At 72.9% G+C, this 26,978-nt stretch carries 26 protein-coding genes and 1 pseudogene; 14 read left to right on the forward strand and 13 right to left on the reverse strand.

Annotated elements, in window-relative coordinates; all coding sequences use genetic code 11:
- Positions 1 to 116: 116 nt before the first annotated feature.
- Complete coding sequence (locus ACFOW4_RS15215) at positions 117 to 515, forward strand: hypothetical protein (protein WP_377528070.1); 399 nt, start codon at positions 117 to 119, stop codon at positions 513 to 515.
- Positions 516 to 599: 84 nt separating this feature from the next.
- Here the strand turns inward: ACFOW4_RS15215 and ACFOW4_RS15220 are convergent, their stop codons facing one another.
- Positions 600 to 1,337, reverse strand: coding sequence for an SDR family oxidoreductase (locus ACFOW4_RS15220; RefSeq protein ID WP_377528072.1), 738 nt, complete (start codon positions 1,335 to 1,337; stop codon positions 600 to 602).
- Positions 1,338 to 1,485: 148 nt separating this feature from the next.
- Between ACFOW4_RS15220 and ACFOW4_RS15225 the strand changes: the two genes are divergently transcribed.
- The gene (locus ACFOW4_RS15225) at positions 1,486 to 2,121 is read left to right on the forward strand and encodes a TetR/AcrR family transcriptional regulator (RefSeq protein WP_377528074.1); all 636 of its coding nucleotides are present in this window, start codon (positions 1,486 to 1,488) and stop codon (positions 2,119 to 2,121) included.
- Between the two features lie 110 nt (positions 2,122 to 2,231).
- On the forward strand, positions 2,232 to 3,299 hold the full coding sequence (locus ACFOW4_RS15230; protein WP_377528076.1) for an NAD(P)/FAD-dependent oxidoreductase: 1,068 nt from the start codon (positions 2,232 to 2,234) through the stop codon (positions 3,297 to 3,299).
- 395 nt (positions 3,300 to 3,694) lie between these two features.
- Here the strand turns inward: ACFOW4_RS15230 and ACFOW4_RS15235 are convergent, their stop codons facing one another.
- Positions 3,695 to 4,684 carry a MarR family transcriptional regulator gene (locus ACFOW4_RS15235; RefSeq protein ID WP_377528078.1) on the reverse strand — a complete coding sequence of 330 codons (990 nt, stop codon included), beginning with the start codon at positions 4,682 to 4,684 and terminating at the stop codon, positions 3,695 to 3,697.
- Between the two features lie 56 nt (positions 4,685 to 4,740).
- Between ACFOW4_RS15235 and ACFOW4_RS15240 the strand changes: the two genes are divergently transcribed.
- The 3 genes and pseudogenes from ACFOW4_RS15240 to ACFOW4_RS15250 all read left to right on the forward strand — a co-directional run bounded on the left by ACFOW4_RS15240 (position 4,741) and on the right by ACFOW4_RS15250 (position 7,722).
- A complete protein-coding gene (locus tag ACFOW4_RS15240) occupies positions 4,741 to 5,529 on the forward strand; it encodes an SDR family oxidoreductase (protein WP_377528080.1) in 789 nt (262 codons plus the stop codon).
- Between the two features lie 33 nt (positions 5,530 to 5,562).
- Positions 5,563 to 6,762 carry an MFS transporter gene (locus ACFOW4_RS15245; protein ID WP_377528082.1) on the forward strand — a complete coding sequence of 400 codons (1,200 nt, stop codon included), beginning with the start codon at positions 5,563 to 5,565 and terminating at the stop codon, positions 6,760 to 6,762.
- Positions 6,763 to 6,870: 108 nt separating this feature from the next.
- Positions 6,871 to 7,722, forward strand: a pseudogene (locus ACFOW4_RS15250) (aminoglycoside phosphotransferase family protein).
- A 197-nt stretch (positions 7,723 to 7,919) separates the two neighbouring features.
- Here the strand turns inward: ACFOW4_RS15250 and ACFOW4_RS15255 are convergent.
- Together ACFOW4_RS15255 and ACFOW4_RS15260 are read right to left on the reverse strand one after the other, a co-directional pair.
- Complete coding sequence (locus ACFOW4_RS15255; RefSeq protein WP_377528084.1) at positions 7,920 to 10,613, reverse strand: DUF6493 family protein; 2,694 nt, start codon at positions 10,611 to 10,613, stop codon at positions 7,920 to 7,922.
- A complete protein-coding gene (locus ACFOW4_RS15260; RefSeq protein ID WP_377528086.1) occupies positions 10,606 to 11,952 on the reverse strand; it encodes an SWIM zinc finger family protein in 1,347 nt (448 codons plus the stop codon). Before ACFOW4_RS15260 ends, ACFOW4_RS15255 begins: the two co-directional genes overlap by 8 nt.
- A gap of 340 nt (positions 11,953 to 12,292) precedes the next feature.
- Between ACFOW4_RS15260 and ACFOW4_RS15265 the strand changes: the two genes are divergently transcribed.
- Genes ACFOW4_RS15265 through ACFOW4_RS15275 form a run of 3 tightly spaced genes read left to right on the forward strand, consistent with a single transcriptional unit; the run spans position 12,293 to position 13,901 of the window.
- Complete coding sequence (locus ACFOW4_RS15265; RefSeq protein WP_377528088.1) at positions 12,293 to 12,721, forward strand: hypothetical protein; 429 nt, start codon at positions 12,293 to 12,295, stop codon at positions 12,719 to 12,721.
- Positions 12,715 to 12,939 (forward strand): helix-turn-helix transcriptional regulator, encoded by a 225-nt coding sequence (locus tag ACFOW4_RS15270; RefSeq protein WP_377528090.1) that lies wholly within the window; start codon positions 12,715 to 12,717, stop codon positions 12,937 to 12,939. Before ACFOW4_RS15265 ends, ACFOW4_RS15270 begins: the two co-directional genes overlap by 7 nt.
- Positions 12,936 to 13,901, forward strand: coding sequence for an NAD(P)-dependent alcohol dehydrogenase (locus ACFOW4_RS15275; protein WP_377528092.1), 966 nt, complete (start codon positions 12,936 to 12,938; stop codon positions 13,899 to 13,901). Before ACFOW4_RS15270 ends, ACFOW4_RS15275 begins: the two co-directional genes overlap by 4 nt.
- 15 nt (positions 13,902 to 13,916) lie before the next feature.
- Here ACFOW4_RS15275 and ACFOW4_RS15280 read toward each other — a convergent pair whose 3' ends face one another.
- Both ACFOW4_RS15280 and ACFOW4_RS15285 read right to left on the reverse strand, forming a co-directional pair.
- Positions 13,917 to 14,822 carry a cytochrome c biogenesis CcdA family protein gene (locus ACFOW4_RS15280; protein ID WP_377528094.1) on the reverse strand — a complete coding sequence of 302 codons (906 nt, stop codon included), beginning with the start codon at positions 14,820 to 14,822 and terminating at the stop codon, positions 13,917 to 13,919.
- A gap of 2 nt (positions 14,823 to 14,824) precedes the next feature.
- Positions 14,825 to 15,424: a redoxin domain-containing protein gene (locus ACFOW4_RS15285; protein ID WP_377528096.1), complete on the reverse strand. Its 600-nt coding sequence runs from the start codon at positions 15,422 to 15,424 to the stop codon at positions 14,825 to 14,827.
- A 159-nt stretch (positions 15,425 to 15,583) separates the two neighbouring features.
- Here ACFOW4_RS15285 and ACFOW4_RS15290 point away from each other — a divergent pair, with 159 nt between their 5' ends.
- Positions 15,584 to 16,366 carry a YqjF family protein gene (locus ACFOW4_RS15290; protein WP_377528098.1) on the forward strand — a complete coding sequence of 261 codons (783 nt, stop codon included), beginning with the start codon at positions 15,584 to 15,586 and terminating at the stop codon, positions 16,364 to 16,366.
- Here ACFOW4_RS15290 and ACFOW4_RS15295 read toward each other — a convergent pair.
- Together ACFOW4_RS15295 and ACFOW4_RS15300 are read right to left on the reverse strand one after the other, a co-directional pair.
- The gene (locus ACFOW4_RS15295) at positions 16,305 to 17,282 is read right to left on the reverse strand and encodes an aldo/keto reductase (RefSeq protein ID WP_377528100.1); all 978 of its coding nucleotides are present in this window, start codon (positions 17,280 to 17,282) and stop codon (positions 16,305 to 16,307) included. The genes ACFOW4_RS15290 and ACFOW4_RS15295 overlap by 62 nt on opposite strands.
- A gap of 83 nt (positions 17,283 to 17,365) precedes the next feature.
- Entirely contained in the window at positions 17,366 to 18,268 is a 903-nt protein-coding gene (locus tag ACFOW4_RS15300; protein WP_377528102.1) for an acetyltransferase, read from the reverse strand.
- Between the two features lie 339 nt (positions 18,269 to 18,607).
- Between ACFOW4_RS15300 and ACFOW4_RS15305 the strand changes: the two genes are divergently transcribed.
- Positions 18,608 to 19,507, forward strand: coding sequence for a hypothetical protein (locus ACFOW4_RS15305; RefSeq protein ID WP_377528104.1), 900 nt, complete (start codon positions 18,608 to 18,610; stop codon positions 19,505 to 19,507).
- Here the strand turns inward: ACFOW4_RS15305 and ACFOW4_RS15310 are convergent.
- The 3 genes from ACFOW4_RS15310 to ACFOW4_RS15320 are packed head-to-tail and all read right to left on the reverse strand — an operon-like array spanning position 19,486 to position 21,414.
- The gene (locus ACFOW4_RS15310; protein ID WP_377528106.1) at positions 19,486 to 19,914 is read right to left on the reverse strand and encodes an arsenate reductase ArsC; all 429 of its coding nucleotides are present in this window, start codon (positions 19,912 to 19,914) and stop codon (positions 19,486 to 19,488) included. The genes ACFOW4_RS15305 and ACFOW4_RS15310 overlap by 22 nt on opposite strands.
- A 19-nt stretch (positions 19,915 to 19,933) precedes the next feature.
- A complete protein-coding gene (locus ACFOW4_RS15315) occupies positions 19,934 to 20,674 on the reverse strand; it encodes an aquaporin (protein ID WP_377528108.1) in 741 nt (246 codons plus the stop codon).
- A 56-nt stretch (positions 20,675 to 20,730) separates the two neighbouring features.
- Entirely contained in the window at positions 20,731 to 21,414 is a 684-nt protein-coding gene (locus tag ACFOW4_RS15320) for a helix-turn-helix domain-containing protein (protein ID WP_377528110.1), read from the reverse strand.
- A 59-nt stretch (positions 21,415 to 21,473) separates the two neighbouring features.
- On the opposite strand from ACFOW4_RS15320, the gene ACFOW4_RS15325 reads away from it, so the two are divergent.
- The 3 genes from ACFOW4_RS15325 (at position 21,474) to ACFOW4_RS15335 (ending at position 23,548) form a co-directional block, all read left to right on the forward strand.
- The gene (locus ACFOW4_RS15325) at positions 21,474 to 21,983 is read left to right on the forward strand and encodes a GNAT family N-acetyltransferase (protein WP_377528112.1); all 510 of its coding nucleotides are present in this window, start codon (positions 21,474 to 21,476) and stop codon (positions 21,981 to 21,983) included.
- A 147-nt stretch (positions 21,984 to 22,130) separates the two neighbouring features.
- Entirely contained in the window at positions 22,131 to 22,811 is a 681-nt protein-coding gene (locus ACFOW4_RS15330; RefSeq protein WP_377528114.1) for a LuxR C-terminal-related transcriptional regulator, read from the forward strand.
- A 131-nt stretch (positions 22,812 to 22,942) separates the two neighbouring features.
- Positions 22,943 to 23,548 (forward strand): response regulator transcription factor, encoded by a 606-nt coding sequence (locus ACFOW4_RS15335; protein ID WP_377528116.1) that lies wholly within the window; start codon positions 22,943 to 22,945, stop codon positions 23,546 to 23,548.
- On the opposite strand, the gene ACFOW4_RS15340 is transcribed toward ACFOW4_RS15335, so the two are convergent.
- Both ACFOW4_RS15340 and ACFOW4_RS15345 read right to left on the reverse strand, forming a co-directional pair.
- On the reverse strand, positions 23,478 to 25,277 hold the full coding sequence (locus tag ACFOW4_RS15340; RefSeq protein ID WP_377528118.1) for an ATP-binding cassette domain-containing protein: 1,800 nt from the start codon (positions 25,275 to 25,277) through the stop codon (positions 23,478 to 23,480). The genes ACFOW4_RS15335 and ACFOW4_RS15340 overlap by 71 nt on opposite strands.
- Complete coding sequence (locus tag ACFOW4_RS15345; protein WP_377528120.1) at positions 25,274 to 26,941, reverse strand: ABC transporter ATP-binding protein; 1,668 nt, start codon at positions 26,939 to 26,941, stop codon at positions 25,274 to 25,276. The genes ACFOW4_RS15340 and ACFOW4_RS15345 overlap by 4 nt, the downstream gene beginning before the upstream one ends.
- Positions 26,942 to 26,978 lie beyond the last annotated feature (37 nt).

The raw sequence follows: 26,978 nt of genomic DNA on the forward strand, positions 1-26,978 counted from the left end.
GACTGTTCCTATTGCCCTGAGGCGTCCAGGGGGGACAGGATGACCTGGCTCGCTGGAAACATTCCCGTAACCTGCGCGCGCTGCTGGTCTCTGTCACGAGGAAGTGGGAGTCAGTCATGAGCGACGTGTCCGCGGCGCTGGGTGTGCGCCTCTACCCGGACCTGGTCGAGCGGGGGGGTCTGGCTCCCGCGCTCGTCGAGACCGCCGCCCGGCAGGGGCTCGACATCGGTCAGGTGACCGCGCCCGAGCAGGGGCGTAGCCGATTCACCTGCGCCGAGGCGAGTTCCGAGCACGGCGTCGTCTGCGTTGGGCTGGGCGCCCAGGCCCGGTACTTCATGATCGACGTGCGGGTCTCCGGTGAGGCGCAGGCCCGTGGTGACACCACGGACCTCGTCCAGGTGGCGCGGGTGGCCGCGGCCTGGCGCACCGGGGTGACGCTCGCCGACCTCACCGCCGCGTTTCCCTTCATGGAGGAGATGAAGCGCCACCCGGCGCCGGCGGTCCAGGCCCGCTAGCGCGCCAGCCGGACAACGCCCGATACCCACCTCGCCTCGCGGGTCGGTCGGGGCCACCACCACCGACCCGCCCTGGGCAGCGGGTCAGAACATGCCCCCGCCGGCTCCGATCGTCTGGCCGGTGATCCAGCGGGCCTGCTCGGAGACCAGGAAGCGGACGATGTCGGCGATATCCTCCGGCTCACCGACCCGGCCGAGCGGTGTCTTCGCGACCTCAGCGTCGATGACGGCCTGTCCGGCGCTGAGCAGCGCCGGGGTCAGGACCGCCCCGGGCCGCACGCTGTTGACCGTGATGCCGCGGGCACCCACCTCGTTGGCCAGCACCCGGACCAGGTGGTCGACGGCGGCCTTGCTCGCCGCGTAGATGCCGGTTCCTGGACGCGGCATCAGGGTCAGCCCGGCCGAGATGGCGACGATCCGTCCGCCTTCGGGGAGCCGGATCGCGGCCTCGCGCAGCGCGATGAACCCCGCGCGCACGTTCGTGGCGAAGATGGCGTCGAACTGATCGTCTGTCGTGTCGACGATCGTGCCGTGGGCCGTGTTGGCGGCGTTGAGCACCACGATGTCGAGGTGGCCGAATTCCTTCTCGGCGACGTCGAACAGCCCGCGTAGCTGCGCGGCGTCGGCGATGTCGGCCGGCGCGGCGATCGCGATGCCGCCAGCCGCCTGGATGCCGCGTACGACGTCCTCGGCGTCCTGACGTGACGACGGGTAGTAGTTGACGACCACGCTGGCTCCGTCGCCGGCGAGGCGTTCGGCGATCTTCCTGCCGATGCCCTGCGATGCTCCCGTTACCAGCGCGACCTTACCTTGCAGTGCCATTTGAACGACCTCTCGTCCTGCACTCGGGATCTCTCCGGAGTAGGTTCTGACAAGCGCCAGGCTACGCTACATCTGACAAGCGTCAGAAGTGATCTGTCGCACCACGTATGCCCGGATCCGGGGGCACGAACCGGTCGGAAGGAGTCGGATGAAGACCCGACGGAAGAACGCCCCCGTCCAGCTTGACGAGCACGAGGTCCTCCGCCGGGGACTCGACACGTTCGCGGAGCTCGGCTACGACACGACCACCGTGCGGGAGCTGGCACGCCGGCTCGGCGTCAGCCACAACTTCATCAATGACCGGTACGGGTCGAAGGCGAGCTTCTGGCGCGCAGTGGTGGACTTCGCGCTCTCCGACATCCAAGCCGAGCGCGAAGCGCTGCTGGGCCGGTACCGCGACGACGACGAACGGCTGAGAAGCGCGGTCGGCCAGCTCTACCGCATGGCGGCGAACGCCTCGCAACTGAGCCGACTGATCGCCGACGAGTCCACTCGCGACTCCGACCGCCTGGACTACCTGCACCAGCGCTTCATCCAGCCGTTCTGGGACAGCATCACACCGACGGTCACGGCTCTCGTCGAGGCGGGGCGCATCCCGCCCGTAGCCCCGCACGTCCTCTACTTCGCGATCGTCGGCCCGGCGCTGGCCCTGACGCAGAACCCGGTCGCCGACCGGCTCGACCCCGCCGCCGCACCGACCGCGTCGGCCGACCGTAACCGCACGGCCGACGCGTTGTCGGCCCTGGTACTGCACGGACTGTTGCCACCGCCCGTCAGGGATTGATTCGGGCGGTGCAGGCGTGCGTACCGCCGCTGCCAACTGCGTTGCTCTCGTGAGCGGGCGTGCGGCACGCTCGAGCCGAGCCGACCGGGGCTCGGCAGGGAGGGGCGCGGGTGGTCGACGTCGTGGTGGTGGGTGCCGGGATCGTCGGTGCCGCGATCGCGTACGAGGTGGCCCGGGCCGGAGCGGCGGTCGCCCTGGTGGACAGGTCCGTCCCCGCCTCCGGCGTCACCGGCGACTCGTTCGCCTGGATCGGCGGCCCGAGCGGCGTGGACGCACCGGACGGCAGCACGCCGCTTCGCCGCAGCGTGTTGGCCGACTACCGGCGGCTGGAGCGCGACGTGCCGGGCGTGCGGGTGCGGTGGACCGGCTCGCTGACCTGGGACGAGGAGGGGCCGACCGACAGTCGGTGCCTCGGGCAGGACGAGCACCTGGTCGACGCGGCGCACGTACGCCGGTTGGAGCCGAACCTGCTGGTTCCACCGGTCAGAGCCCTGTACAAGGAGAGCGACGGGGCGGTCGACCCGGTCGCGGTCACCGAGGCACTGGTCCGCGCGGCGCGTGCCCATGGTGCCCAACTGGCGGTCGGGACCGCCGTCACCGCGTTGCGGGTGCGAGACGGCCGGGTCGTGGGGGTCGAGACGTCGAGTGGCTTCATCACCGCTCGCACCGTCGTGGTGGCCGCCGGGGTGGACACGCCGATGCTCTGCGGGCCGCTGGGATTCGACCTGCCCGTCGCGGCCTCCCCGGCGCTGCTGCTGCGCTTCACCGCCGCACCGGGGTTGGTCCGGACACTGGTGGCCAGCCCACAGATCGAGGTGCGGGAGACCACCCCGGGCCACCTGCTGGCCGCCGTCGGCTACACCGGTGAGATTGGCCAGGAGGACCTGACCGGCACCGGCCGGGAGACGCTGCGCCGCCTCGCCGCCACCTTCGCGGGCGCGGAGGACGCGCGTCTGCTCGACGTACGCCTCGGCGTACGCCCGATGCCTGCCGACGGCCTACCGATCATCGGGCCGCTGCCCGGCGTCGACGGGGCCTACGTGGCGGTGACGCACTCGGGGGTGACGTTGGCGCCGACCGTTGGCCGGTGTGTCGCCGCCGAGGTCGTCGACGGCGTGGAGGTGGCCCAGCTGCGCGGCGTGCGGCCTGCTCGCTTCCGCGACGACGCCACAGACTGAGGGACTGGGCCCTGTTTCATAAGTCGGGGTCGGAGCCAATTCGTTGGTCGTGGCGATGTGCACGGTGGCGTGGTGGCGGACGGCGAGTTTGATGCCCCTATGGATGTCAAGCAGCCGATGGCAGGCTCGGCTTTGGGGTTCGGGGTTCGCGCGATGAGTTCGTAGAGCTCCCGTGCGGCAGTCTGCCGGATGATCAGCTTCCCGAGCGCGCTCCCTTTCCGGTCGGCTCCGGCAGTTGCCCTGCAGCCGCGGCACGGTGGACTCAAAGTGGCAGAACCCGAACCGGGCTCCCGCAGCTCAGGGGCCTGTTGTAGCGGTTTCCGTGGTACGTAGGCGAGTGGTCTGACGTGACTGGTGGGCATGATCACCGAAGGCAGCGCCTTGGTCCACTGGGATCACTGCTCCGCCGACTGGCCGACCACCTGGTCGCCAAGAGGGCTGCGCCGGTACAGCACGTGCCGTCCGTCGCGGGCGCGAGTGATCAGGCCTGTCGCGTGGAGGACCTGTAGATGCTGTGACACGGCGCTGGGTGTGACTGTGAGCCGGCGGGCGATCTCCACGGTCGGTAGCGGTTCGGCAAGGAGGTGGAGCAGTCGCGCTCTGGGCGCGCCGAGGAGCGATGTGACGGCGGTCGCGTCGGCGGTCGGTGTCGGCGCCCAGAGCGTTGCTACTCCACGGCAGGGGTATGCCAGCACTGGCGGTTCCTGCGGGCTGACTGGCGGGGCGGGCTTGTAGGAGAACACGGACGGCACCAGCAGCAGTCCTCGGCCGGCTGCCGCGACGTGGTGCCTGCCGATCATCTTGTCGATGTGCAGGACGCCGTCCTGCCAGCGCAGATTCGGGTGCATGTCGGCGAAGAGCAGGCGCGCGCCCCCAACGGCCAGTTGTCGGGCGCGGTAGGTCATGTCTGCTTCCAGGACGAGTCGCATCTGCGGCCAGGTCGGCTTGATCGCGATCTCCCAGTAACGCTGCAGGTGGTCGCAGATGGCATCGCGGAGTGCGAGGGCAGGAGCATCGTCGTCCGCGGTGATCTCCTGCAAGATGTCCGGAAGCCGGCCACGTACGTACACGGCCAACACGTCGCGGCGAACGACATCCGGAGGCGTCCGGCGTACTGCGGCCAACTCTTCTTCGAAGGTCACGGCGAACTCCGTCGGCCGGGGCGTCAGGAAATCCGCAACGGCGCGGTCTGGCCCGACCAGGGACATCAGCAGGTCGGCACCGGGCGCATCGAGTCTGCCGAGAACCGACCTGCGCCACGGCAGGTGCAGCGCGTACAAGCCGGGCTCGCGCAATACCCGCAGGCTGAGCACGGTCTGGTAGATCGGTGAGATCGCGAAGCGGGTATCCGCGAGGTCCTCGACGCTGAGCAGGAAGCTGATCATTAAGTCATAAGCTACATCGTTTGGTGACCACCGACCCGTGCCGTGGACTTCCAGGCATGACACACCAGATCAACATGACAGACCAGGCCAATCGGCAGCGCACGGCGATCGTCACGGGCGCGGCACGCGGCATCGGCGCCGGGGTGGCCAGGCGTTTGGCGCGTGATGGCCTCGCGGTCGCCGTGGTCGACCTGGTCGAGGAAGACTGCGCCGGCACCGCGGATGCCATCACCCGCGACGGCGGAACAGCGGCGGCGTTCGCCGCCGACGTCAACGACGAGTCGGCCGTGACCGCCGTTGTCGCTCGGATCGCCGCCGAGTTGGGATCGCCGACGGTGCTGATCAACAACGCTGGCATCGGCGGCCCCAACGCCGGCGTCGAGGAGACCAGCACGCAGCAGTGGGACGCGGTCGTTGGTGTCAGCCTGCGTGGGGCGTTCTTCCTGACCCGGGCCGTGACCCCTTACATGATGGCGGCCGGCTGGGGACGGATCGTCAACATGTCGAGCATCTCCGCGCTCGGCGATTCCGGCCGCGTCGACTACGCCGCCGCGAAGGCCGGTCTGATCGGCTTCACCAAATCGCTCGCGCTGCGGCTCGGGCAGCACGGCGTGACCGCGAATGCCATCGGGCCGGGCTTCGTGGTCAGCGACATGACCAGGGTCGGGGCCCAGCGGCGGGGCCGCAGCTTCGAGGAGCACCAGCGAATCGTGGCGCAGACCATCCCGGTGCGCCGGGTCGGCCAGCCCGAGGACATCGCGCACACCGCGTCGTACCTGGTCAGCCCCGAAGCCGGGTACGTCTCCGGCCAGGTCATCTACGTCGCCGGCGGGCCGGTGGACTGACGTGATCAACGCTTTCGGACCGGCGGTTGGGTCGTGAGTCGCAGGCTGCTGGTGCTCCTCGCCCTCACCTGCGGGGTCGCCGTCGGGAACATCTACTTCCCCCAGACGATCAGCCCGCTGGTCGCCGCCAGCCTGCATGTCAGCGGAGACTCGGCCGCCGTGATGGTGACCGCGGTGCAGTTCGGCTATGCCGCCGGGATCTTCCTGCTGGTGCCGCTCGGCGATCGGCTCCCGCACCGCCCGCTGATCGTCACCCTGCTCGGCCTCACCGGGCTGGGGCTGCTCGCCGCAAGCGCCGCACCCGCGCTGCCGCCGCTCGTCGCGGCGAGTGCCCTCGTCGGGGTCACGACCGTGGTCGCGCCGATCATCGGCCCCATGGCAGCCGGCCTCGTCGCCGACGACCAGCGCGGCGTCGTCAGCGGCACCCTGCTGAGCGGCTCCATCGCTGGCATGCTGCTGTCCCGCACCGTCGCAGGCACCATCGGCGACTGGCTCGGATGGCGGGCCCCCTACCTGACGGCCGCAGTAGCCGTGCTGCTCATCGCCGTGGTCATGGCCCGCGTACTGCCGACGACACGGCCGTCGTCCGGACACCGGTACCCGGCGCTGCTGGCCGAGTCGCTGCGCCTGCTGCGCACCGAGGCCGACCTGCGCCGCTCCTGCTTCTACCAGGCGACGGTCTTCGCCGGTTTCTCCGCGGTCTGGACCGCCGTCGCACTGCTGCTAACCGGCCCCACATACGACTTGGGCGCACCGGCGGTCGGAACGCTCGCACTGGTCAACGCGGCGACAATGCTGTGCACCCCGGTCGCCGGACGGCAGGTGGACCGTCGGGGCAGCGACGCGGTGAATCTGGCCTGCTTGCTCGGGATCATCGCCTCGGCCGCCGTCCTCGCGTTCGCCAGTCTCGGCGGGGCGAGGGGCCTCGCGGCACTGGCGCTCGGCACATTGCTGCTCGACGTCGGGATGCAGTCCGGCATGGTCGCCAACCAGGTACGCATCTACGCCCTGCGGCCCGAAGCCCGGAGCAGACTCAACACCGCCTACATGACCTGCGCCTACCTCGGCGGCAGCCTCGGCTCCTGGCTCGGAGCCCGCGCCTACGCCCACTTCGGGTGGCTGGGGGTCTGCGCGCTCCTGGCGCTCCTCGCCGCGATCGCTCTTGCCCGCCACCTGGCGTCAAGCCCTGCCACCGGCCACCCTCGAGCCACAGCCGCCGCCCAGAACACCTGACTAAGGATGATTGTCGTGCCAGCCTCTACCCACCACCCACCCCTATCGCCGGATGTGCCGATGCACGATGGCCAGCTCACAGTCTCACTCACCGCGGTGCGCGAGCTGGTGGACGCGCAGTTCCCCGAGTGGCGGAGCCTGCCTCTCAGGCGCGTCGCTTCGCAGGGAACGGTCAATGCCATCTTCCGTATCGGGGAGCGGTTCACGGCCCGGTTCCCCCTTCAGCCGCGTAAGGTCGACGCGGCGCAGGGCTGGCTGGAACGCGAAGCGGAAGCGGCCCGAGAACTGATGGGTCGTACGCGATTCCCCACCCCCGAGCCGGTCGCCATCGGTGAACCCGGCGCCGGCTACCCGCTTCCATGGTCGGTACAGACGTGGGTACCCGGTGTCGTAGCCACCGATAAGGACCCACGCGACTCGGTCGCGTTCGCGCACGATCTCGCCGAATTCGTCAGTGGCGTGCGAGCCATCGACACACGGGGACGCACGTTTACAGGCCAGGGTCGCGGTGGCGAGCTACCAGCGCACGACGGGTAGATGGAAACCTGCTTCGGACACAGCGAGACGCTGCTGGACGTCCCGCTGCTCCGCCGGATCTGGGAGGTCATGAGGGAACTGCCGCGGGGCGAGGCCCCGGACAGGATGAACCATGGTGATCTCATTCCGGGAAACGTCCTCGTCTCCGACGGGCGGCTGGCCGGGGTTCTCGACGTGGGCGGACTGGGGCCTACCGACCCTGCCCTTGACCTCGTGAGTGCCTGGCACCTGCTGGAACGCGAGCCACGTCAGGCATTCCGGCAGCAACTCGGCTGCGACGATCTCGAATGGGAGCGCGGCAGAGCGTGGGCCTTCCAGCAGGCAATGGGGGTGGTTTGGTACTACCACCAGACCAACGCCGCCATGAGTCGGATGGGCCGACGCACTCTCGCGCGCATCATTGCCGACCCACCATCAGCCTGAGCTGGCACGCCCGAACGAGTCGTCGCGCCCAGCAATACCGCCGCGTCGGCCCGCGCCGGATAGCCGCAACTAGGCGTGTTTCGTAAGCCGCTCAGAGCCACTCGGTGATGATGGTGATGGTCAGGACGGCTTGGAAGCGGACTGCCAGTTTGTCGTATCTGTCGGACACGGGCTGGAAACTACGCCTGGCCCGGATCTCACGGCACGGATCTGGCGCTGGCGGTGCGGGCAGCGAGCCGGCGGGCGGCCTCGGTGAGGCGGTTTCGCCGGGGATCGGTGGCGAGCGCGGCCAGGTCCGGCAGGTCGACCGGGCGGTCGCCGGGTGCGGCGTCGGCAGCGAGGGTGACCAGGTCGGCCAGGCCCGGCCGGGCTCCGGCGGGCAGCAGCACGGGCAGTGCCGCCGACGTCACCTGCCAGACCGCCTCGCGGGCGCCGGCCCTGAGCACCTCGGTCAGCGGCTGGACGACCCGCTGCAGCACGATCCGACCGGCGGCGGCGAGGGCACCGATGTCCGCCCCGATGCCGGCGCTGTCCCAGTCCGGCCGGGCGGCGAGGGCGATGAGCGCATCCCCGGCCGCCAGTCGTACGGGTTGCCGATGGTTGGCGAGCGCGTACGCCATGGTCGACCACATCGCCGGGCCGGGCGGGCCGTCCGCGATCGCGAGACCGGTGAGGAACCCAGTGGTGATGTTGCCCCGCTCCACCGTCGCGGCCACGAACGGCTGGAGGTGCGCGGCCATGACCTCCCGGTGCGACGGCGCGATCATCGGCCACAGCGCCATGTCCGCGGTCCATTGGATGTAGTTGATCCGTTGGATCGCGCCGAGCGGGTCGGCGAGTTCGGCCGGCAGGCCGGCCGCGTCCACCAGCGTGATTCGCCGGCCGAACCGGTGTGGCTGGTGGCCGACCTCCTCCACCCTGGTGCGCGGCTCGACCCGGGTGGCCAGCGCCGCGGCGAACCGGCGCCCGGCGGGGGAGGCCAGACGCCTCGCGCCGGCCTGGACGACCTCGTCTACCTCGCGCGGCAGCCGCAGGATGGCCTGTGTCAGGTCGGCGTGGCCCGGCTCCCAGCGGTCGTGTTCGGCCTTCCGCAGCAGGTCCAGCACTCGGGCGGGATCGACGTGCCCGGCGACGGTGGCCGGCGTGGCCAGCAGCGCCGGTGGCGGCTCCTTGAGTAGCCGTGCGGCGAGTTCGGTGACCCGGCGTTCCAGGAAGCGCGTCACCGGATGCGACTCCGCCACCCGGTACGGCGTCTCATCCGACACGTAGCTGCCGGTGGCGGCGGCGACCACGGCCGGCCACGGTCCGGACCACTGCGGGATCATCGGCTTCAGCACCCGATCGGCAGCGACGCGGTCGCCCCGCGCCGCCCGGACCAGCCCGTCGAGCAGCAGCTCGTGCCGGACGGGGTCGTCGTTGCCCTTGCGGAACACGATCGTCAACTCGCCGGCAAGCGCGCCGAGATCCAGCGGCGGTGGCATCTCCGCCGGCGGCTCCGCGACGCGCGCGGGAACGGCAACGGGAGCGGGTGGCGCGGCGCCGAGCAGCCCGGCCAGCCGGTGCGCGACCGCGCCGTCAAGCGCCGGCAGCTCGTCCCGCAGCCGCTTCCGGGAGTCCTCCGACAGCGCCGGCAGCCCTCTCTCGATCAGGTCGAGGGTGCGTTCAGCGAGTTCGGGCACCGGATGGAACAGTCCGACCACCAGCCCGTCCAGCATCTGCTCGGGCGGAAGCGTCCGTAGCCACGTCAGATGTGCCCTCACCAGCGTCTTCTCCGGGCGGGACAGCATGCTCTGGGTGATCTCCAGGAGGATGGCCGGATGCAGCGCGGACGCCCGGTGCAGATCGCGCAGCGCGGTGTACGCGAAGTTCGCGACCGTCGACATCGGTGCGGTCAGCAGGCCGATCAGCTCCTGCCGGTGCCCGGCCAACTCGTCGAGGGTCGGTGCCAGTTGCCTGAGCAGGTCGAGGTACGGCTGGAGCAGCCCCTTCCGCCCGCCGGCCCGCAACCGACGCAGGCACCCCGCGAGGAGCGTCCGTCGGTCGATCCGGCCGCTGGCGGCCAGCTCGAGCAGGGCAGGCGGCCAGACCCGGCCGGCGACGCCGGTCACGAAGGCGGCGGCCACCCGGTCGTCGTCGAAGAGGTACGGCACCACGTGGTCGAGCCAAGGGTCGGCGGCCAGGAGAGCGGCCAGGGAGGAGTTGCCGCGCCACATCGCCACGTACTGCGCCACGGCCGCGGGCGTGTCCGGTGGCCCGGCATCCACGGCCCGCATGAGTGCCTCGATGAACGGCCAGTGGGCGGCCCCCCGGATACGCGAGCCGGACCGGCGCAGCAGGTGCCGGGACAGGCTGGCAGCCCAATCGGCGCCGCGCGCCCCGATCAGGCCGGGCACCATCTCGGGTGACACCCGTAGCGACGGGCCCGCGGACCACGGTCGGTACAACCGCTTCACCGCATCAGCGATGGTGGGAGTGCACGCAAGCACGGCCATGGCGAGGACCGCGTGGCGGCGCTCGTTCAGCTCTCTGGCCTCTTGCATGGCCCGCCGCTCCAGTCGCCGCTTCTCGAAGCCGCGCTGGCCTTCCTGCTTCTGGGACCGCTGGCGGGCCATGAGCGCCCGGATCCCGGCGAGGTCGCGGGGAATCTCCTCCCCAGGAGCGGCCATGAACATGAAACCGAAGGTGCCCGACGTGGGCAGCTCCGGCTCCGGCTCGGGCTCGGGCGGGGGGAGCACGACCGGCTTCGGCTCGGCATGGGTCGGCGTGTGCGCCTCCAGCGCCGGCAGCAGGGCGGCCCGCCCGCCGGCGTCCAGACCCGCGAGCTTCTCCGCGAGCCCGTCGAAGTCGGCCTCGTCGATCCGCGCGCACACCTCGCGCCATACGTCACTCACCGCGCGTCACCCCGTTCTCCTCGCTGAACATCGCTGCCACAACGTGCTTGCACGGCCCGCGCAAGCCCTGATGCTCCGCCCACCAGGCGCAGGTGCAGGCGTACCCGGCGCCGCGTCGATGCACGAGATAGGTCGAACCGCCGGAGGTGATTTCCACGCCTGCGGCGGTCGGCACCACCCCGCCCGCCGCCCCCAGCGCCCGCGCCGCCGCCAGCCGTGGATGCAGCGCGGCCACGAGATCGGCCCGGTAGGGCAGCGGACGGTGGAACGACGACGCCGCCGCGATGTCGTAGCCCACCTGGCCCGCCGTAGCGAGCGCGGCGAGGGCGGATGTGGCCCGCGTACCGTCCCAGCCCATCCGCTCGGCGACCGACGACCGGTCGACGACCGGCTCGGTGACCAGCAGCGCGCTCAACGCATCGGCGTCGGTGTCGGCGGACCCGGCTCCGAGGTCCGCCAGCAGTTGACCGTCCCCGGCGAAGCCGTGGTTCACGGCGGTCGACAGCAGCAGCGTGAACCGGGCCGTGCCGAAGTCGAGCACCCAGCCGCTCACCTGGGCCGGCGCGCCGCTGACGGGCGGCGCGTAGAGGGTGACGGTGCGCGCGAGGGGAAGCAGCGGACGTAGCACCGACAGTCGGTATCCGTCCGCCACGCAGATCGCGCCGCGATCCGGTCGGCTCGTGGAGCGCCACCCGGTCGCGGCCGGCATCAACCACCGCGTCCGCCGGCCGGTGCGCGCCGACACCTCGGCCAGCAGCGCGACTGCGCGTCCCGGACGAAGCTCCAACCGCGGGTCCATCGGCAGCGCGTGCGCCGACACCTCGGCCAGCCCGCGTAGCCACCGATCCGGCAGGGGCACCCGCTTCTCGACGATGCGCCCGTCGAGCGTCGACACGGCGAGTTCGTCCTCGCCGACCGCCAGGCGCAACGGATCCCCGGCCCCGACGCGGGTCAGCGCGGAGTACAACTCGGGGTTGATGTCCACATTGGTCACCCCCTGACCCACCGGCGCGCCGTCCAGTTCGCCGGCGGCCAGGTCCAGGCGCCCGTACACGCCGCCGCAGGCCGACAGCGCCTCGAGCCGTAACCGTTCGCCGTCGCCGGTGACCACCGGATCGCGGCCTCCCGGACTACGCACCGGCCGGAAGTCGGCGGCCGCGATGTCGGCCAGCGCCAGGAGCCCGCCGGCCACCACCCGAGGCGTACGCACGAAACCGGCGAAGAAGGCCTGTTCGTCAACCCGGTCCGGAGCCGACGTCGCAAGGGCCACGGTGTCGCCGACCACACGCGACGCCTGCCGGTAGATCCTCGTGTCCACCAGGGACGCGCTCGCACTCAATGCCTGGTCCTTCCTCAGATCCTGCTGCGCGGGTGCCACGGAATGGTGCCACGCGCCCCGTGAGCCGCGCTGTCCTCGGCGTCCATCCACAACAGATTGGCGGTGACCCCACCCACGGCGGAGACATGCTCGGCAGCTAACGGGACCCGTACGACATTTCCTCGGCTTCCAGTCCCACGTGACCGATCCAGCGGCGTCGGTCGTCGAGCCCGGTGCGGGTGGGGGGAGCTTGATCCGCCGGGCCGGAGCCGGTCGATAGGTAAAAAATTCTTGACATTATGTTGCCTGTGCTTGACACTGGTTGATGTCAAGAATTCTTGACTCTGAAAGGAGGGGTCGGATGGCCTTCGAGGAGAAGCGCGCCTGGATCATGGCTCTGGTGGCGGTCGCGGGCTATGCCGCGTACGTCACGGTGGTGCTCGGGCGCGCGGACGGGGACCGGCTCGCGGAGGTCTCCTACGCGGGCCCGCTGCTGGCGACCATCGGCGCGGCGATCGTCGCGGCGATCGCGCTGCACATCGTGGTCTCGATCGTGTCGCCCCAGGGTGCGAACGAGAAGGACCAGCGTGATCGGGAGATCCACCGCCTCGGCGACCACATCGGCCAGTCGTTCGTCGTGGTCGGCGGGGTCGCCGCGCTGGCGATGGCGCTGGCCCGGTGGGACCAGTTCTGGATCGCCAACGTCGTGTACCTCTGCTTCGTGCTCTCGGCGGTGGTCGGCTCGGCCGCGAAGGTCGTCGCCTACCGGCGGGGCTTCCAGTCGTGGTGAGGCCGACCCGGATCACCAACTCGATCCGGGCACTGCGCTTCGCCCGCGACGAGATGACCCAGGCCGAGCTGGCCCGCCGGGTCGGCGTCACCCGGCAGACCGTCATCGCCATCGAGCAGGGCCGCTACTCGCCCTCGCTGGAGATGGCCTTCCAGATCGCCGCCGTCTTCGGCGTCCCGCTCACCGAGGTGTTCCAGTACCCCCAGGAGGAGTCGTGAAGGCGATCGTGCAGGACCGGTACGGCCCGGCGGAGGTGCTCCGTCTCGCCGAGGTCGACGTGCCCACCGCCGGCCCCGGGCAGGTGCTCGTCCGGGTCCACGCCGCCGGCGTCGACCCCGGCGTCTGGCACCTGATGACCGGCCTGCCGTACGCGGTGCGCCTGGGCTACGGCCTGCGCCGCCCCCGCCACCGCGTTCCCGGCCTCGACCTGTCCGGTGTGGTCACCGCCGTCGGAACCGGTGTCACCGCCTTCGCACCCGGTGACGAGGTCTACGGCACCGGCGCGGGCAGCTTCGCCGAGTACGCCCTCGCGCCCGCCGACCGGCTGGCCCGCAAGCCCGCCAACCTCGACTTCGTCCAGGCCGCGGCCGTCCCCGTCTCCGGGCAGACCGCGCTCGCCGCCGTCCGCGACGCCGGCCGGCTCCGCGCCGGCCAGCGGGTCCTCGTGATCGGCGCGGGCGGTGGCGTCGGCTCGTACGCCGTCCAACTCGCCGTCGCCGCCGGCGGGCGGGTGACCGGTGTCTGCGGCCCGGCCAAGCTCGACCTGGTCCGCTCGCTCGGCGCGGGCGAGGTCGTCGACTACACCCGCGACGACCTGCCCGACCAGCGGTACGACCTGGTGATCGACACCGCCGGCAACCGCCCGCTGTCCCGGCTGCGCCGGGTACTCACCCCAACCGGAACGCTGGTGCTGGTCGGCGGGGAGGCGAGCGACGGCAGGTGGCTGCAGGGCTTCGACCGGCAACTGCGGGCGCTGGCGCTCTCGCCGTTCGTCGGCCCGCGGCTGGTGCCGTTGGTGTCGAAGGAGAGCAGCGCCAACCTGGCGGTGCTGGCCGAGCTGATCGAGGCCGGGCGGGTGCGGCCGGTGCTCGACCGCACCTTCGCCCTGGCCGAGGCGTCCGACGCGATCCGCCACGTCGCGGGCGGGCACGCGACCGGCAAGGTGGTGCTCACCATGTGACCGGGCGGCGCGGCGTCACGATGACCGGTCGGGCTCGGGAGTGCGCTGCGGCCGGGCGGGTCCGCCGGGTGCCCGACGGCGGCGCAGCAGTCCGGCGGCGGCCAGGATCAGCAGCGCGGCGACCGCCGCGGCGATCCGCCACGGCCCGACGTCGGCCAGCCAGCCGCTGACCGCGCTCTGCACGGCGCCCGCCGCGTCGATGACCGGGTCGTCCGCACCCCCACCGCCGCTGAAGAGTCGGACCTCGTACCAGCCGTACCAGGCCACGTATCCGCCGGTCAGCACCAGGAGCAGGCCGGCGACGCGGCCGAGCAGCGGCGCGGCCCGGCGGGTGCGGCGGACCAGGGACTCCCGGGCCAGCGCCACGGCGAGCGCGGCCGCACCGACCGCCAGGCCCATGCCGAGCGCGTACGCCAGGAACAGCCCGACGCCGGAGACGGCGGACCCAGCTCGGAAGCCGGCGACCACGACGGCCAGGAAGGGACCGATGGTGCAGCCGAGCGAGGCGACGGCGTACGCCGCACCGAAGAGCACCATCGACGTGAACCGCCGCCGGACCGCCGGCCCGGTGGCCATCTTCGGGGTGAAGGCGGGCAGTTGCCGCCCGGCCAGCAGCCAACCGCCGGCAGCCACCAGGGCGAGCCCGATCAGGATCGACACCCACGGCAGTCGCTGGGCCACCGCGTCCGCCGCCGGCGCGGCGAGCAGCCCGAACGTGCCGAACACCGCCACGAAGCCGACGGTCATCGCGCCAGTGAGCGCGAGCGCCCGGCCGACCGGGGCGAAGGGCGCCCGGTCGGTTGCCGGGTCGTCACCCAGGATCAGCATGGACAGGTACGCGGGCAGCAGCGCGAAGCCGCACGGGTTCACCGCGGCCAGCAGGCCGGCGCCCAGCGCCAGCCCGTACGGTGCGTCAGGCACGCTCATTTCAGCCCGGCGATGCGCTTGCGCAGCTCGGCCTGCGGCAGCGGACCGGAGTACACGACGGCGCCGGCGGAGTCGAGCAGGACGTACTGCTCCTGGGCAGTGACCTTGAACCGGCGCCACACCTGACCGTCGTCGTCGGCCAGGTTCGGGAAGCCCTCGATGCCGGTGTCGCGGGCAAAGCGCCGCATCGCCGCGTCGCCACTTCCGAGCCCGGCCACACCGACCAGGTTGACCCGGCCGGCGTTGTCCCGCTGCACGGCGGCCACCTCGTCGGCCACCCCCCGGCATCGGCTGCACCAGGCCGCCCAGAACCACAGCACCGCCGGCTTACCCGCGAGGCTGCTGCCCGCGAAGGTCGCGCCGTCGATCGTCCGCGCGCTGAACGAGATCGTCTCCGGCAGCGCCGTGGCCGTCGCGCCGGTCGCCTCGGGGCTCGCAGCGGTCGTGGTGCTGGGCCGCGCCGATCCGGTCGACGCGGCGGTCGCGTCGCTGGAGGCGGCGGGCGGCTGTTCGGCGCCGCCGCACGCGGTGAGCGCGAGGACGGCCGTGGTGAGCAGGACGGTCATCCGGGCGGTGGTGGCACGGGCATCGGACATGACCGGATGCTATGCGCGCCACCGGGTCCGTGTCCTTACCACCCTGTTACGGCGCGGAGCCGACAGGGCCTCAGCCACCGCTACAGGCCCGTCGCGCGACGGTCCGCTCCCTGGCCACCGACCGGGCGCCGCCCACCCCGACCGGGGCAGGATGAAGACGTGGACATCGAGGCGGTCGACGCGGCGCCGGAGCAGGCGTTCCCGCGAGCGGTCCTGCGGCAGCGCTGGCGGGATCTCACCTTCCTGCACTGGCCGGTCGCGCCGGAGCTCGTCGCTCCGCTGCTGCCCACCGGCACCAGCCCGGACACCCTGGACGGGGTCAGCTACGTCGGCCTGATCGGGTTCCGGATGGTCGGGCTCGGCCTCGGCCGCGGGCCGGGGGTGCCGTACTTCGGCAGCTTCTGGGAGACCAACGTCCGGCTCTACTCGGTCGACGCCACCGGCCGGCGGGCCGTGGTGTTCCGCTCGCTGGACGCGTCCCGGCTGGTCGCGGTGCTGGTCGCCCGGGCGACCCTGCGCCTGCCGTACCTCTGGTCGACGATGCGGATGGAGCGCGACGGTGACCGCCTCACCTACCGGTGCCGGCGCCGGTGGCCCGGCCCGGCGGGTACGGCGAGCCGGATGGTGGTCCGGGTGGGTGCGCCGATCGCCGAGCCGACGCCGCTGGAGCACTTCGTCACCGCCCGGTGGGGGCTGCACACCCGGGCGTACGGGCGCACCCTGCACCTGCCGAACTGGCACCCCCGCTGGCCGCTGCACCGGGCCGACCTGCTGCACCTGGACGACGAACTGGTCGCCGCCGCCGGGTTGCCGGCGCCGATCGGGGCGCCGGCGAGCGTGCTGTACTCGCCCGGCGTCCCGGTCGTGTTCGGCCCGCCGGTCAGTAGCGACCGCCCGTGGGCGCCGGCAGGGCGTCGAGGTCGGCCAGGTCCGCGGCGCTGAGCTGGATGTCGCCGGCGGCGACGTTGTCCAGCAGGTACCGGGGCGTCTTGGTGCCGGGGATGGGGATGACGTACCGGCCCTGGGCGACCACCCAGGCCAGCGCGACCTGCGCGGGGGTGACGCCGGCCCGGTCGGCGATCTCGCGTACCCGGCCGACGATGGCCAGGTTGGCGCGCAGCGCGTCCTGCTGGAAGCGGGGCAGACCACGACGGAAGTCATCGGTGGGCAGGTCGTCGAAGGAGCTGAACCGGCCGGCGAGGAAACCGCGGCCCAGCGGGGAGAACGGCAGGAAGGCGATGCCCTGCTCGGCGCAGTACGGCAGCACCTCGGCCAGCGGGTCACGGGTCCACAGGGACAACTCGGACTGCACCGAGGCCACCGGGTGCACCGCCTGGGCCCGCTGGATCTGCTCGACGCTCACCTCGGACAGGCCGAGCTGCCGGACCTTGCCGGCCGCCACGAGCTCGGCCATCGCACCCCAGGACTCCTCGATCGGCACCTCCGGGTCGACGCGGTGCAACTGGTAGAGGTCGACGTGGTCGGTGCCGAGCCGGCGCAGGCTGTCGTCGATCGCGGCGCGGATGTGCTCCGGCCGGGCGTTGTTGGCGATGGTCGGCGAGTTGCCGGGACCGCCGGTCGGGGAGGTGACCACCAGGCCGACCTTGGTCGCCAGCACCGCCCGGTCGCGGTGCCCGCCGGCCAGCGCCCGGCCGACCAGCTCCTCGTTGGTGTACGGCCCGTACACGTCCGAGGTGTCGATCAACGTCGCGCCCAGGTCCAGCGACTGCCGGATGACGGAGATCGACGTGTCGTCGTCCCGGGGGGCCGTGATGTCGTAGCCGTGGCTCATGCCCATGCAGCCCAGGCCGATCACGCCGACCTCGGGGCCCGTGCTGCTCAGCGTCGTGGTTCGCATGCCGCCCACGCTACGGCTCACCCCTCGGTGCCGTGGGAGACCCTACCGTCGCCCCTCCCGGCAGGGCCTCCCACGGCAGTCGGCTACCCGACGGGCGTACCGGTGGCGGGGGCGAAGACGACCCGGGTGCGCAGCTGCCGGAACCCGGTCCGTTCCAGCTCCGCCAGCACCGCCACTCGGCGCGCGTCCACGTCGGCGATGACCTCCCGGGCGCCGCCGTCGGCCAGCACCCGGACCGCCTCGGCCAGCAGTTCGGCCCGTACGGCCTCGTCGAGCAGGCCGAGGTACGCGAGCAGCGGGTAGCAGGCGTCGCCGGCCGTGCCGGCCAGGCCGACCGGCTCACCGTCGTGCAGGGCGACTCGCCAGTTCTCGGCCGGGCCGGTCAACCAGGCCAGCGGGTCGGTCGCCAGGTCCACCCCGGCGACCGCCCGTGCGATCTCCACACCGGTCAGCACGTCCGGCTCGGCCACCCGCGCCACCAGGGCGTTGATCTCCGCAGCGTCGGCGGCCGGGCGGAACGTGTACCGCCCGGAGAACGCCGGCAGGGGTGTGCCCGTCCAGGAGCACCGGACGCGCTCGCCGCGTTCCACCAGCCCGGCGAGCCGAGCGGCTGCCATCGGGGCCTCGACCACCGCCCGCACCTCCGGTCGGCGGCGCCAGTGCGCCGGCAGCGCGGCGTAGTACAACCCGGGACCGCCGAGCGCCTCGAAGGCGGCGTGCAGCAGGGCGGCGCCCACCTCCGGCTCGGCGGCCAGGTCGAAGCGTTCCAACCAGGGGGCGCCGACGGCGCCCGGCGGACGGAGCCAGGCGGCCCGGCCGACGACCCGGCCGGCGCGCAGCGCGACCCAGGTGGTCTCGGGACGGTAGCCGCCGCCGGCGACCCCGTCGGCGTAGCCGACCTGGCGCAGTTGGGGCAGCGGGTCGGGCATCGAGTCGAAAAGATTTTCCTCGCCCGCGACGAGCGGACGGATGACCAGGTCGGTCATGGGCTGAACCTCCGGCAAGCGTGCGCCCCGGATCAGCTCCGCGTGGACGCCGGTGCGCGGAGGGGGCGCAGAACATCGGACATTGTTCTGACCTCCTTCCAGCTCGACGGCGTGCACGAAAACCTACGTCATGCGCTGGCCCACCGCAACGCCGGTGACCGCTGGTGGGCTGAGCGGGCCATGCGCAGACCGTCGGCGGCGCCTGCGGGCGGAGCGGGTCGTCCTTCGTGATGACCTACGCCCTCCCTGAGGAGTGGCCGGTGCTGCGCGCGGAGATCGACGCGCTGTTGCGGCGGGCGACGGTCCAGGGTGACGGTGGGGGGCTCTAGGCTCCGGGCCGTGCACACCACGCCGCCCGGCCCGGTTGACATGCCGCGAATCTTCCCGCAGGTGATTCCGTTCGCGCGGACCACGATCCGCCTGCATCCGCGGCGGGGCTCGCCGACGGCCGAGCAGAGTTCCGTGGGCGGGCCGCTGCTGTGGCCGGCCGACGAACCGTGGCCGATCTGCGTCGGCGACGGTGCCTACGACCACTTCGACGACGCTCCGGACCCGGCTGAGGTGCCGCTCGTGCCGGTCGCGCAGCTGTTCGCCGACGACATTTCCGGCATTCCGTTTCCCGAGGGCACGGACGTGCTCCAGGTGCTGTGGTGCCCGTTCGACCACGACCCGTGGAGCGCACCCCGACCCGAGCTGCGGTGGCGTCGACGCGCCGACATCGGCGCCCTGCTGACCACGATGCCCGCCCCGCATCAGGACGCGGACCCGGAGTACGTACCGGACCCGTGCGTCGTCGACCCGGAGCCGGTGACCGAGTACCCCACCCACGATCTGCCGGACGAGGTGCGGTCCCAGATCCGGCGGACCATGCAGCAGCTTGAGGCGGACACGGGCTGGGAGTACGAGACCGATCTGGCCGTCGCCTCGGGGATCAAGGTCGGCGGTTATCCCGGCTGGACCCAGTCGCCGGACTGGCCGGTGTGTACGTGCGGTGCCCCGATGGAGCATCTGCTCACCGTGGCCACGTGCGAGTTCAGCCGTGGCGACGAGCGGCGGTGGATCCCGCTCGAGGAGAGGCCGGCGATGGCCGGTTGGGGCTTCGACAGCGCGGACGACCATCCGTGGCGGGCGATCCAGAACCCGGCTGGACTGATGCTCGGCGACGCCGGAGGCATCTACCTGTTCGTCTGCGCGTCCTGCCCCGACCGGCCGTTCGACTACCGCTTCGACTGCTCCTGATCCGTGCTCGGGCGCAGCTCGGCGAGCAGCGTCTCGACCCGCGCGCGGATCTCGTCGCGGATCGGTCGTACGGCTTCCACGCCCCTGCCCGCCGGGTCGTCGAGCTTCCAGTCCTCGTAGCGCTTGCCGGGGAAGACCGGGCAGGCGTCGCCGCAGCCCATAGTGACGATGACGTCGGAGGATTCGGCGGTGGCGTACTCGAGGAGTTTCGGGGTCTGGTCGGTGAGGTCGATGCCGACCTCCCGCATCGCCTCGACCGCGGCCGGGTTGACGGTCTCGGCGGGCGCGGAGCCGGCGGAGCGTACCTCGACGGTGTCGCCGGCAAGGTGGCGCAGCCAGCCGGCGGCCATCTGGGAGCGACCGGCGTTGTGTACGCAGACGAACAGGACGCTGGGCTTGTCGGACATCAGAGGCCTCTCTGGCGGTTCATGCGTGGTGGTCGAGCGCGGCGTCGTCGGTGGGGACGACGACCCGGTCGGCGGCCTGGCCGGCGTCGGGATAGAGGGCCAGCAGCAGGCCGACGCCGACGGCGAGGCCGACGAGTTGGGCGAGGACGAAGCCGGGCACCGAGGCGGGAGCGATGCCGGCGAACGTGTCGGTGAACGCTCGCCCGATGGTCACCGCCGGGTTGGCGAACGAGGTCGACGAGGTGAACCAGTACGCGGCCCCGATGTACGCCCCGACGGCGGCGGGCGCGACCGGGGCGCGGCCGGAGCGGGCCAGCGCGAAGACGAGCAGTATCAGCCCGGTGGTGGCGACCACCTCGCCGAGCCAGAGGTGCCCGGCCGAACGGTCCTTGTCGGACAGGTCGACGGCGGCCAGGTCGAACATGAGGTTGGCCAGGATGGACCCGCCGATCGCGCCGAGGATCTGGGCGACCGTGTAGCCGGCGAGGTCCCGGGCGGTGAGGCCGGTGCCGGCGCGGCGGCCGAGGAACCAGTCGGCGGCCGACACCACGGGGTTGAAGTGGGCACCCGAGACCGGGCCGAAGATGAGAATGAGCGCGCCCAGGCCGAGCGCGGTGGCGATCGAGTTCTCCAGCAACTGCAGGCCGACGTCGTCGGGGGAGAGGGTGGCCGCCATGACGCCGGAGCCGACGACGACGGCGACCAGCAGGGCGGTGCCGGTGAACTCGGCCAGCAGGCGTCGCCAGGGTGCGGTCGTCATGGTCTGTGCTCTCCCAGGTGCGTGACGCCGGGCCACGGGCTGGCCGGGTCTGCGGTTCATCGGGTGGTGGAGGGCCGGATGGCGGGGGCGACCCGTTCGACGCGGTCGGCCAGGTCGGCGAAGGCGGCCTCGAACGCGTCGTCGGTGTCGACCCGGGCCGGGTCGGGGACCGACCAGTGCAGCCGGGGACGGACCGGCCCGGTGAGCTGTTCGTGCGCGTTGTCGCAGACGGCGATCAGCAGGTCGTCCGCGCGCACCACGTCGGAGACGTGCGCGGTGCCGGTCGGGTCCAGGCGCAGGCCGTGGCGGTCGGCCACCGCCACCGCGCGGGGGTGCACCCGGGGAGCCGGCGTCGTGCCGGCGGAGGCGGCGACGGTGTGTGTGCGGTCGGACCAGAGGGCGGCGGCGAGTTGGGAGCGGGCGGAGTTGTGGGTGCACACGAAGACCACCCGGCCCACGCCGGACAGCGGGGGCCGGGTCAGGGTGGCCAGGGCTCCCGGCCGCAGCCGCAGGTAGGTGCGGCGCCGGTCGCCCTCGGAGCGGGCACGGTCGACGAGGCCCGCGTCGGCGAGGACCCTGACGTGGTGGGCGACCAGGTTGCTCGGCAGGTCGAGGGTGCGGGCGATCTCGCCGGGGGAGGCGTCGCCCAGGCTGAGCGCGTCCACGATCGCCAGGCGTGCCGGCTCGCCGAGCGCGGCGTGGATCCGCGCACGCCCGACCAGGGAAAGGTCAGCGCTCATTGACTCAATTCTTGCTGAGTAGCACCCGCCCTGTCAAAGCGGCGCCGGTACAGGTCAGGATGGAGTGCGTGCGGTCCGATGTCAGCGTTCGACCCATGACGGCCTCCGACGCCGAGGCGGTGCTGGCCATCTACCAGGCCGGTCTCGACGCGGGCGACGCCAGCTTCGAGACCATCGCGCCGACCTGGCCGGTGTTTCACGCCGCCAGGCTGGCCGACCACCGCTTCGTCGCCGTCGACGGGGGCGGGACCGTCCTCGGCTGGGTCGCCGTGTCACCGACCTCTGCCCGCGCGGTGTACGCCGGCGTGGTGGAGCACTCCGTCTACGTCGACCCCGCCGCCCGGGGTCGTGGTGTCGCGCGACTGCTGCTGGACGCGCTGATCGCCTCGACCGAGGCGGCCGGGATCTGGACGATCCAGTCCGGCGTCTTCCCGGAGAACACCGCCAGCCTGGCCCTGCACCGGCGGGCCGGCTTCCGGGTCATCGGCACCCGCGAACGCGTCGGCCGCCACCACGGTCGGTGGCGGGACGTGCTCCTGCTGGAGCGCCGCAGCGCCGTCATCGACTGACCCTGCCGAGGGGCGGGTCGGCCGCGCAGGCCATATCCTGGTCGAGGATCGCCCAGGTCAGATGTCCACACGGGCGGGACGCCGTGGCGCGGGGGGTGTGCGCCAGCGGCCGTCCGGCAGCCCGGTCGCGTCCGCCCGAGGAGGGCCATGGCAACCAGTGCGCTCTCGCTTTCCGGTCGGGAACCGGGTCGGTCGGAGGCGCCGCCGGACGCGGAGGGCCGCTCCGCGGTGCGGGTCGCCGTCGTCGGCGAACCGGGCCTGTTGCGCGGCGTCCTCGTGTCGGTGCTCGACGCGGCGCCGGACTTCGAGGTGGTGGCCGAGACCGACCCCGCCGGGGACGTACCGGGCCTGGCCGGTGACCGCGCGGTCGATCTGGTCCTGGCCGATCTCGATGTGCTCGACGATCTGCCGGCGCTGACCGGGCGCCTGCACAGGGTGGTGCCGCACTGCGTCGTCGTCCTGCTGACCGGCCGGCGTACCCCGCGGATGCTGCGCCGGGCGCTCGGCGCCCGGGTGCGCGGTGTCATCGCCAAGGACGTGCCCCCCGCCGACCTGCTCAGCGAGTTGCGGGCGGTCGCGCGGGGACAGCGCAGAATCGACCCGCTCACCGCGTTGGCCGCCATCGAGGCGTCGGTCAACCCGCTGACCGAACGCGAACGGGAGGTCGCCGCGGCGGCGGCCCGGGGGCTGCGGTCCAAGGAGATCGCCGCCGCGCTCTTCCTGGCCCCGGGAACGGTGCGTAACCACATGTCGACACTGTTGCGCAAGACCGGCGCGCGGAATCGGTGGGAGGCGGTCCGCCGCGCCCAGGACGCCGGCTGGATCTGACGCCGCCGGCATGTGTCGGGGGTGTTGCCAACCGACGCACTGTCCTAGGATCCCTAACTGCGTGTATTTCCGCGCGTACGCATTGTCAGCGGACGGGGGTCCACGATGGGGGGATCGGCATGGTGCGAACGGTGCTCGCTCTGCAGGGCGAGTTGGTCCGGGGTGCACTCGCCCACTATCTCGCCGCGGAGGCGGGCATCGACGTGGTGGGCGAGACGGACAGCCCGCACGGCTTCTGCGCCGCCCTCCGGGCCGAACGCCCGGACGTCGCCGTGCTCGACGTGCGGATCGTGCCGTTCGACGACCTGTGCCAGATGACCGCCGCACTGGCGTCCGCGCAGCCCGACGGGGGCCGCCTGCTCATGCTGGTCGAGCCACGTCGGGCGGCCCGGGTGCGCCCGCTCATCGCCGAACACGGCCGGTGCCTCGGCCTGCTCAGCCGCGACGTGGCGCCCCAGCGGATCGCCGACGGCGTCCGTGACCTCGCGGCCGGAGGGCTGGTCCTCGATCCCGATCTGGTGGTCGCCGCGCTCGCCGGCGACGACAACCCGCTGACCCCACGCGAGCGGGAGGTCCTGGACATCGTCGCCGAGGGTCACCCGGTGCGGGAGATCGCGCGGAAGCTGGCCCTCTCGGCGGGGACGGTACGCAACCACCTGTCACGCATCATGGCCAAGACCGGTGCGCGTACCCGTCTGGACGCTGTCCGAATTGCCCGGGAGTCGGGCTGGATCTGACCTGATCTGGGCCGTCTGTCCAATATCCGACAAGCTCGCGGTAGGTGGCGGATCGGGCCAGCAGTCCGTCGTGATCGTCTACCGTGGCCGTGGCGCCGTCCAGCAGCAGCACCCGGCGCGCGCGCAACGCGGAACTGACCCGGTGCGCGATCACCACCAGGGTGCCCGGCCGCTCGGCGAAGGCCAGCTCCAGACGCGCCTCGGTCGGCGGGTCGAGGTGGCAGGTCGCCTCGTCGAGGATCACCAACCGGGCCGGCGACAACCAGGCCCGCAGCAGGGCGACCTGTTGCCGCTCGCCGGCGGAGAGGTCCGCCGGGCGCAGGATCGCGTCGTAGCCGCCGAGCCGGCCCACCAGGCCGGTGAGGTCCAGCCGCGCCACCGCCCGATCCAGGACCGCCTGCGGCACGTCCGGGCGCAGGTACGTCAGGTTGTCGCGTACCGACGCCGTGAAGACGTACGCCTCCTGCGGGATCAGCACCCGCCGACGGGCCAGCTCGGCCGGGCTGGCACCGGCCACCGGCAGGCCCGCGAGGCGTACCTGCCCGGCCTGCGGGCGCAGGATCCCGGCGACCAGGTTGGCCAGGGTGGACTTGCCGATCCCGCTGGCGCCGACGATCGCGAGGTGGTCCCCGTCGGGCACGTCCAGGTCGAACCCGTCGAGCACCGGTGCGGCGCGGGGCCCGTACCGGAAGCTGACCCCGCGCAGGCGCAGCGCCGGCGCCGCGGCGGCTGGACGCGGCGCGCTCACCGGGGCGGCCGGACGCGGCGGCGTGGCGTCGAAGTCCGCACTGGTACGCAGCAGCCGGTCGAGGGTGACGGCGAAGCGGAGGCCACCGGCGGCCACCCCCTGCACCAGGGTGTGCAGGGCGGGCTGCACCCCGCGCACCACGTAGATCAGCGCGCCCAACACCGCTCCCGGGCCGACGCCCTGGTCGACCAGCCAGCGGGCGCACAGCAACACCGCCAGCACCGGCAGCCAGCCGCCGACGGCCAGCGTCAACGCCCGCGTGGCGGCCATGGTGGCCAGTCGGCGTTCCACCCGCGCCTGGGTGTCGACGTGCGCGCCCACCCAGCCGGCCGTCCGGTCCCGGGCGCCGCTGGCGACCACGTCGCGGTGCCCGGACACGGCGGTGACCGCCACCCGGCCCAGTCGTTCGTCGGCGAGCACGTACTGCCGCTGCCGCGCGACCATCGCCGGAAGCGCCAGGACGAACAGGCCCAGCCCGGCGAGCACCGGCACGGCCACCACCAGGGCGACCGGCGGGGCCAGCGAGACCAGACCGAGCAGCGCGGCGCCCGCAGCGAACACGAAGCCCCGGACCACCATGAGCAGCCCCGCCCAGGTGTCGCGGACCAACTCCACCTGGTGGGTCAACCGGGCCACCACGGCGTCGTCGCCGCGACCTCCGGCGGCCGTCGCCTGTCCCACCGCCGCGGCGACCACCCGGTGCAGCAACTCGTCGCGGAACGGCTCGACCACGTCACCGAGCAGCGCGTAGGCGCGGGCGGTGCCGACCGCTCCCACCAGCACGGCGGCGGCCAGCAGCGTCAGCCAGAGCAGGCCGACCAGCGGCCGGCCGGCCAGGAAACCGTCGTCGACGGCCCACGCGGTCAGCAGGCCCGCGCCGGCCGCCGGCAGCGACTCGGCCACCGACCAGCCGGCCAGCCGCCACAGCGCCCCCCGCCGGCCGCGCAGCGCCGCCCGGACCACCGCGCCGACCGTGGTCACGACCGGAACACCGCCCGGTAGGCCGGGTCGGCCCAGAGCAGCAGGTGCGGGCCGACGGCCCGCACCCGCCCGCCGTCGAGCCACACCACCAGGTCCGCGGCGGCGGCGGTCGGTACCCGGTAGCCCACCACCAGCCGGGTACGCCGGTCCGCCGCCGCGGTCAGCGCCCGGCCGACCCGGTAGGCGGTGACGGTGTCCAGGCTGGACAGCGCGTCGTCGAGGATCAGCAGCCGGTCGGCACGCATCGCCCGGGCCAGCCCGAGGCGTTGCCGTTCCCCACCCGACATCGCCACGTCGGCCAGCGGCGTGTCGTAGCGGGCGGGCAGCCGCTCAACGAAGTCGTGGATGGCCGCCGCCCGGGCCACCGGCACCGGGTCCATCCCGTACCCGACGGCCTCGCGGACGGTCTCACCGACCAGCACCGGCCGCTCGAACCCGTAGCCCACCGCCGTGTGCAGCGCCGTGTGGCTGAGCTCCGGCAGCGGCACGCCGTCCAGGCGTACCTGGCCCTCGTCCGGGTCGCGCAGCCGGCCCGCGACGGCCGCCAGCAGGGACTTTCCAGAGCCGGACGGGCCCACCACGGCGACCAGCGCCCCGCCCGGTACGTGCAGGTCGACCCGGTCGAGCAGAACCCGCCCGTCGTCGGCACGGACGGTGACCCCACACAGCCGCAGGTCACCCCGCCCGGGAGGCAGGACCCGGGTGCCGAAGCGGCGGACCGGCTCGCCCAGCACGTCCACGGCACGCCGACAGCCGGCCCGCGCCCGGACCAGCTTGTTGAGCGTGCTCACCACGGCGCCCAGCCCCGCGCCGAGGGCCGCGTACTGCACGGCGGCCAGCAGTTCGCCGGGGCTGAGCCGGCCGGCGGCGAGCGCCAACCCGCCGACCGCGACCACGGCGACCTGGAGCAGCGGGCTGACCACGGCGCCGCGGGCCGCCGCCCGGGCCAGCACCGCCCAGGTACGCGCACCGTGCTGGCGCAGCGCCCCGACCGGCTCCAGGATCCGGGCGACCTCCTTCTCCGCCGTGCCGGCGGCGGCGATAGTCCGCGCCCCGGCCAGAGCCTCGACCAGGCGCCCGGCGAGATTCCCCTGGGACTGCTGGTAGCCGGCGACGGCCGCCGAGGCGTCGGCGACGAAGGTCCGCAGCAGGACGCCCAGCACCACCAGCCCCACGACGAAGGTCAGACCGAGCCACGGGTCGATCAGGGTGAGCGCCACCAGACTGCCCAGCGGCGGCACGGTGGCGGTGACGGCCAGCACGGCCGTCGGAGCGGCCTGCCCCGCGTCGGCGACCTGCCCGACCAACCGGCCCACCAGGTCACCGACCGGATGCCGGGCCGCGCGCCGGGGATCCAGGGCGAAGATGTGCCGCACCAGCAGGTGTCGCAGTGCGGCGGTGGAGCGGGCCGCGGCGGTGCCCGTGCCGTAGTCGCGCAGCGCGTCGGTGACCACGATGACCGCGACGAGCCCGACGACGACGGGAAGCCAACCGTACGGTGAGGACGCCGGTGCGGCGCCGACGGCGGCGTCGACGGCGCGGCCGAGGACGGCGGGCAACGCCAGCTCGGCGGCCACCCCGAGCAGCGTGACGACCAGCAGCGCCGGCGTCCACCACCCGGCGGCGCGCACGGCCCGTACCAGGAGCCGGTCCGCTGACGTCATCCACGCCTCCCATGAGCGCGGCCCCGGGCCGGCGGAA

This window comes from Micromonospora sp. GCM10011542 (assembly GCF_042650685.1).
GTDB lineage: Bacteria > Actinomycetota > Actinomycetes > Mycobacteriales > Micromonosporaceae > Micromonospora.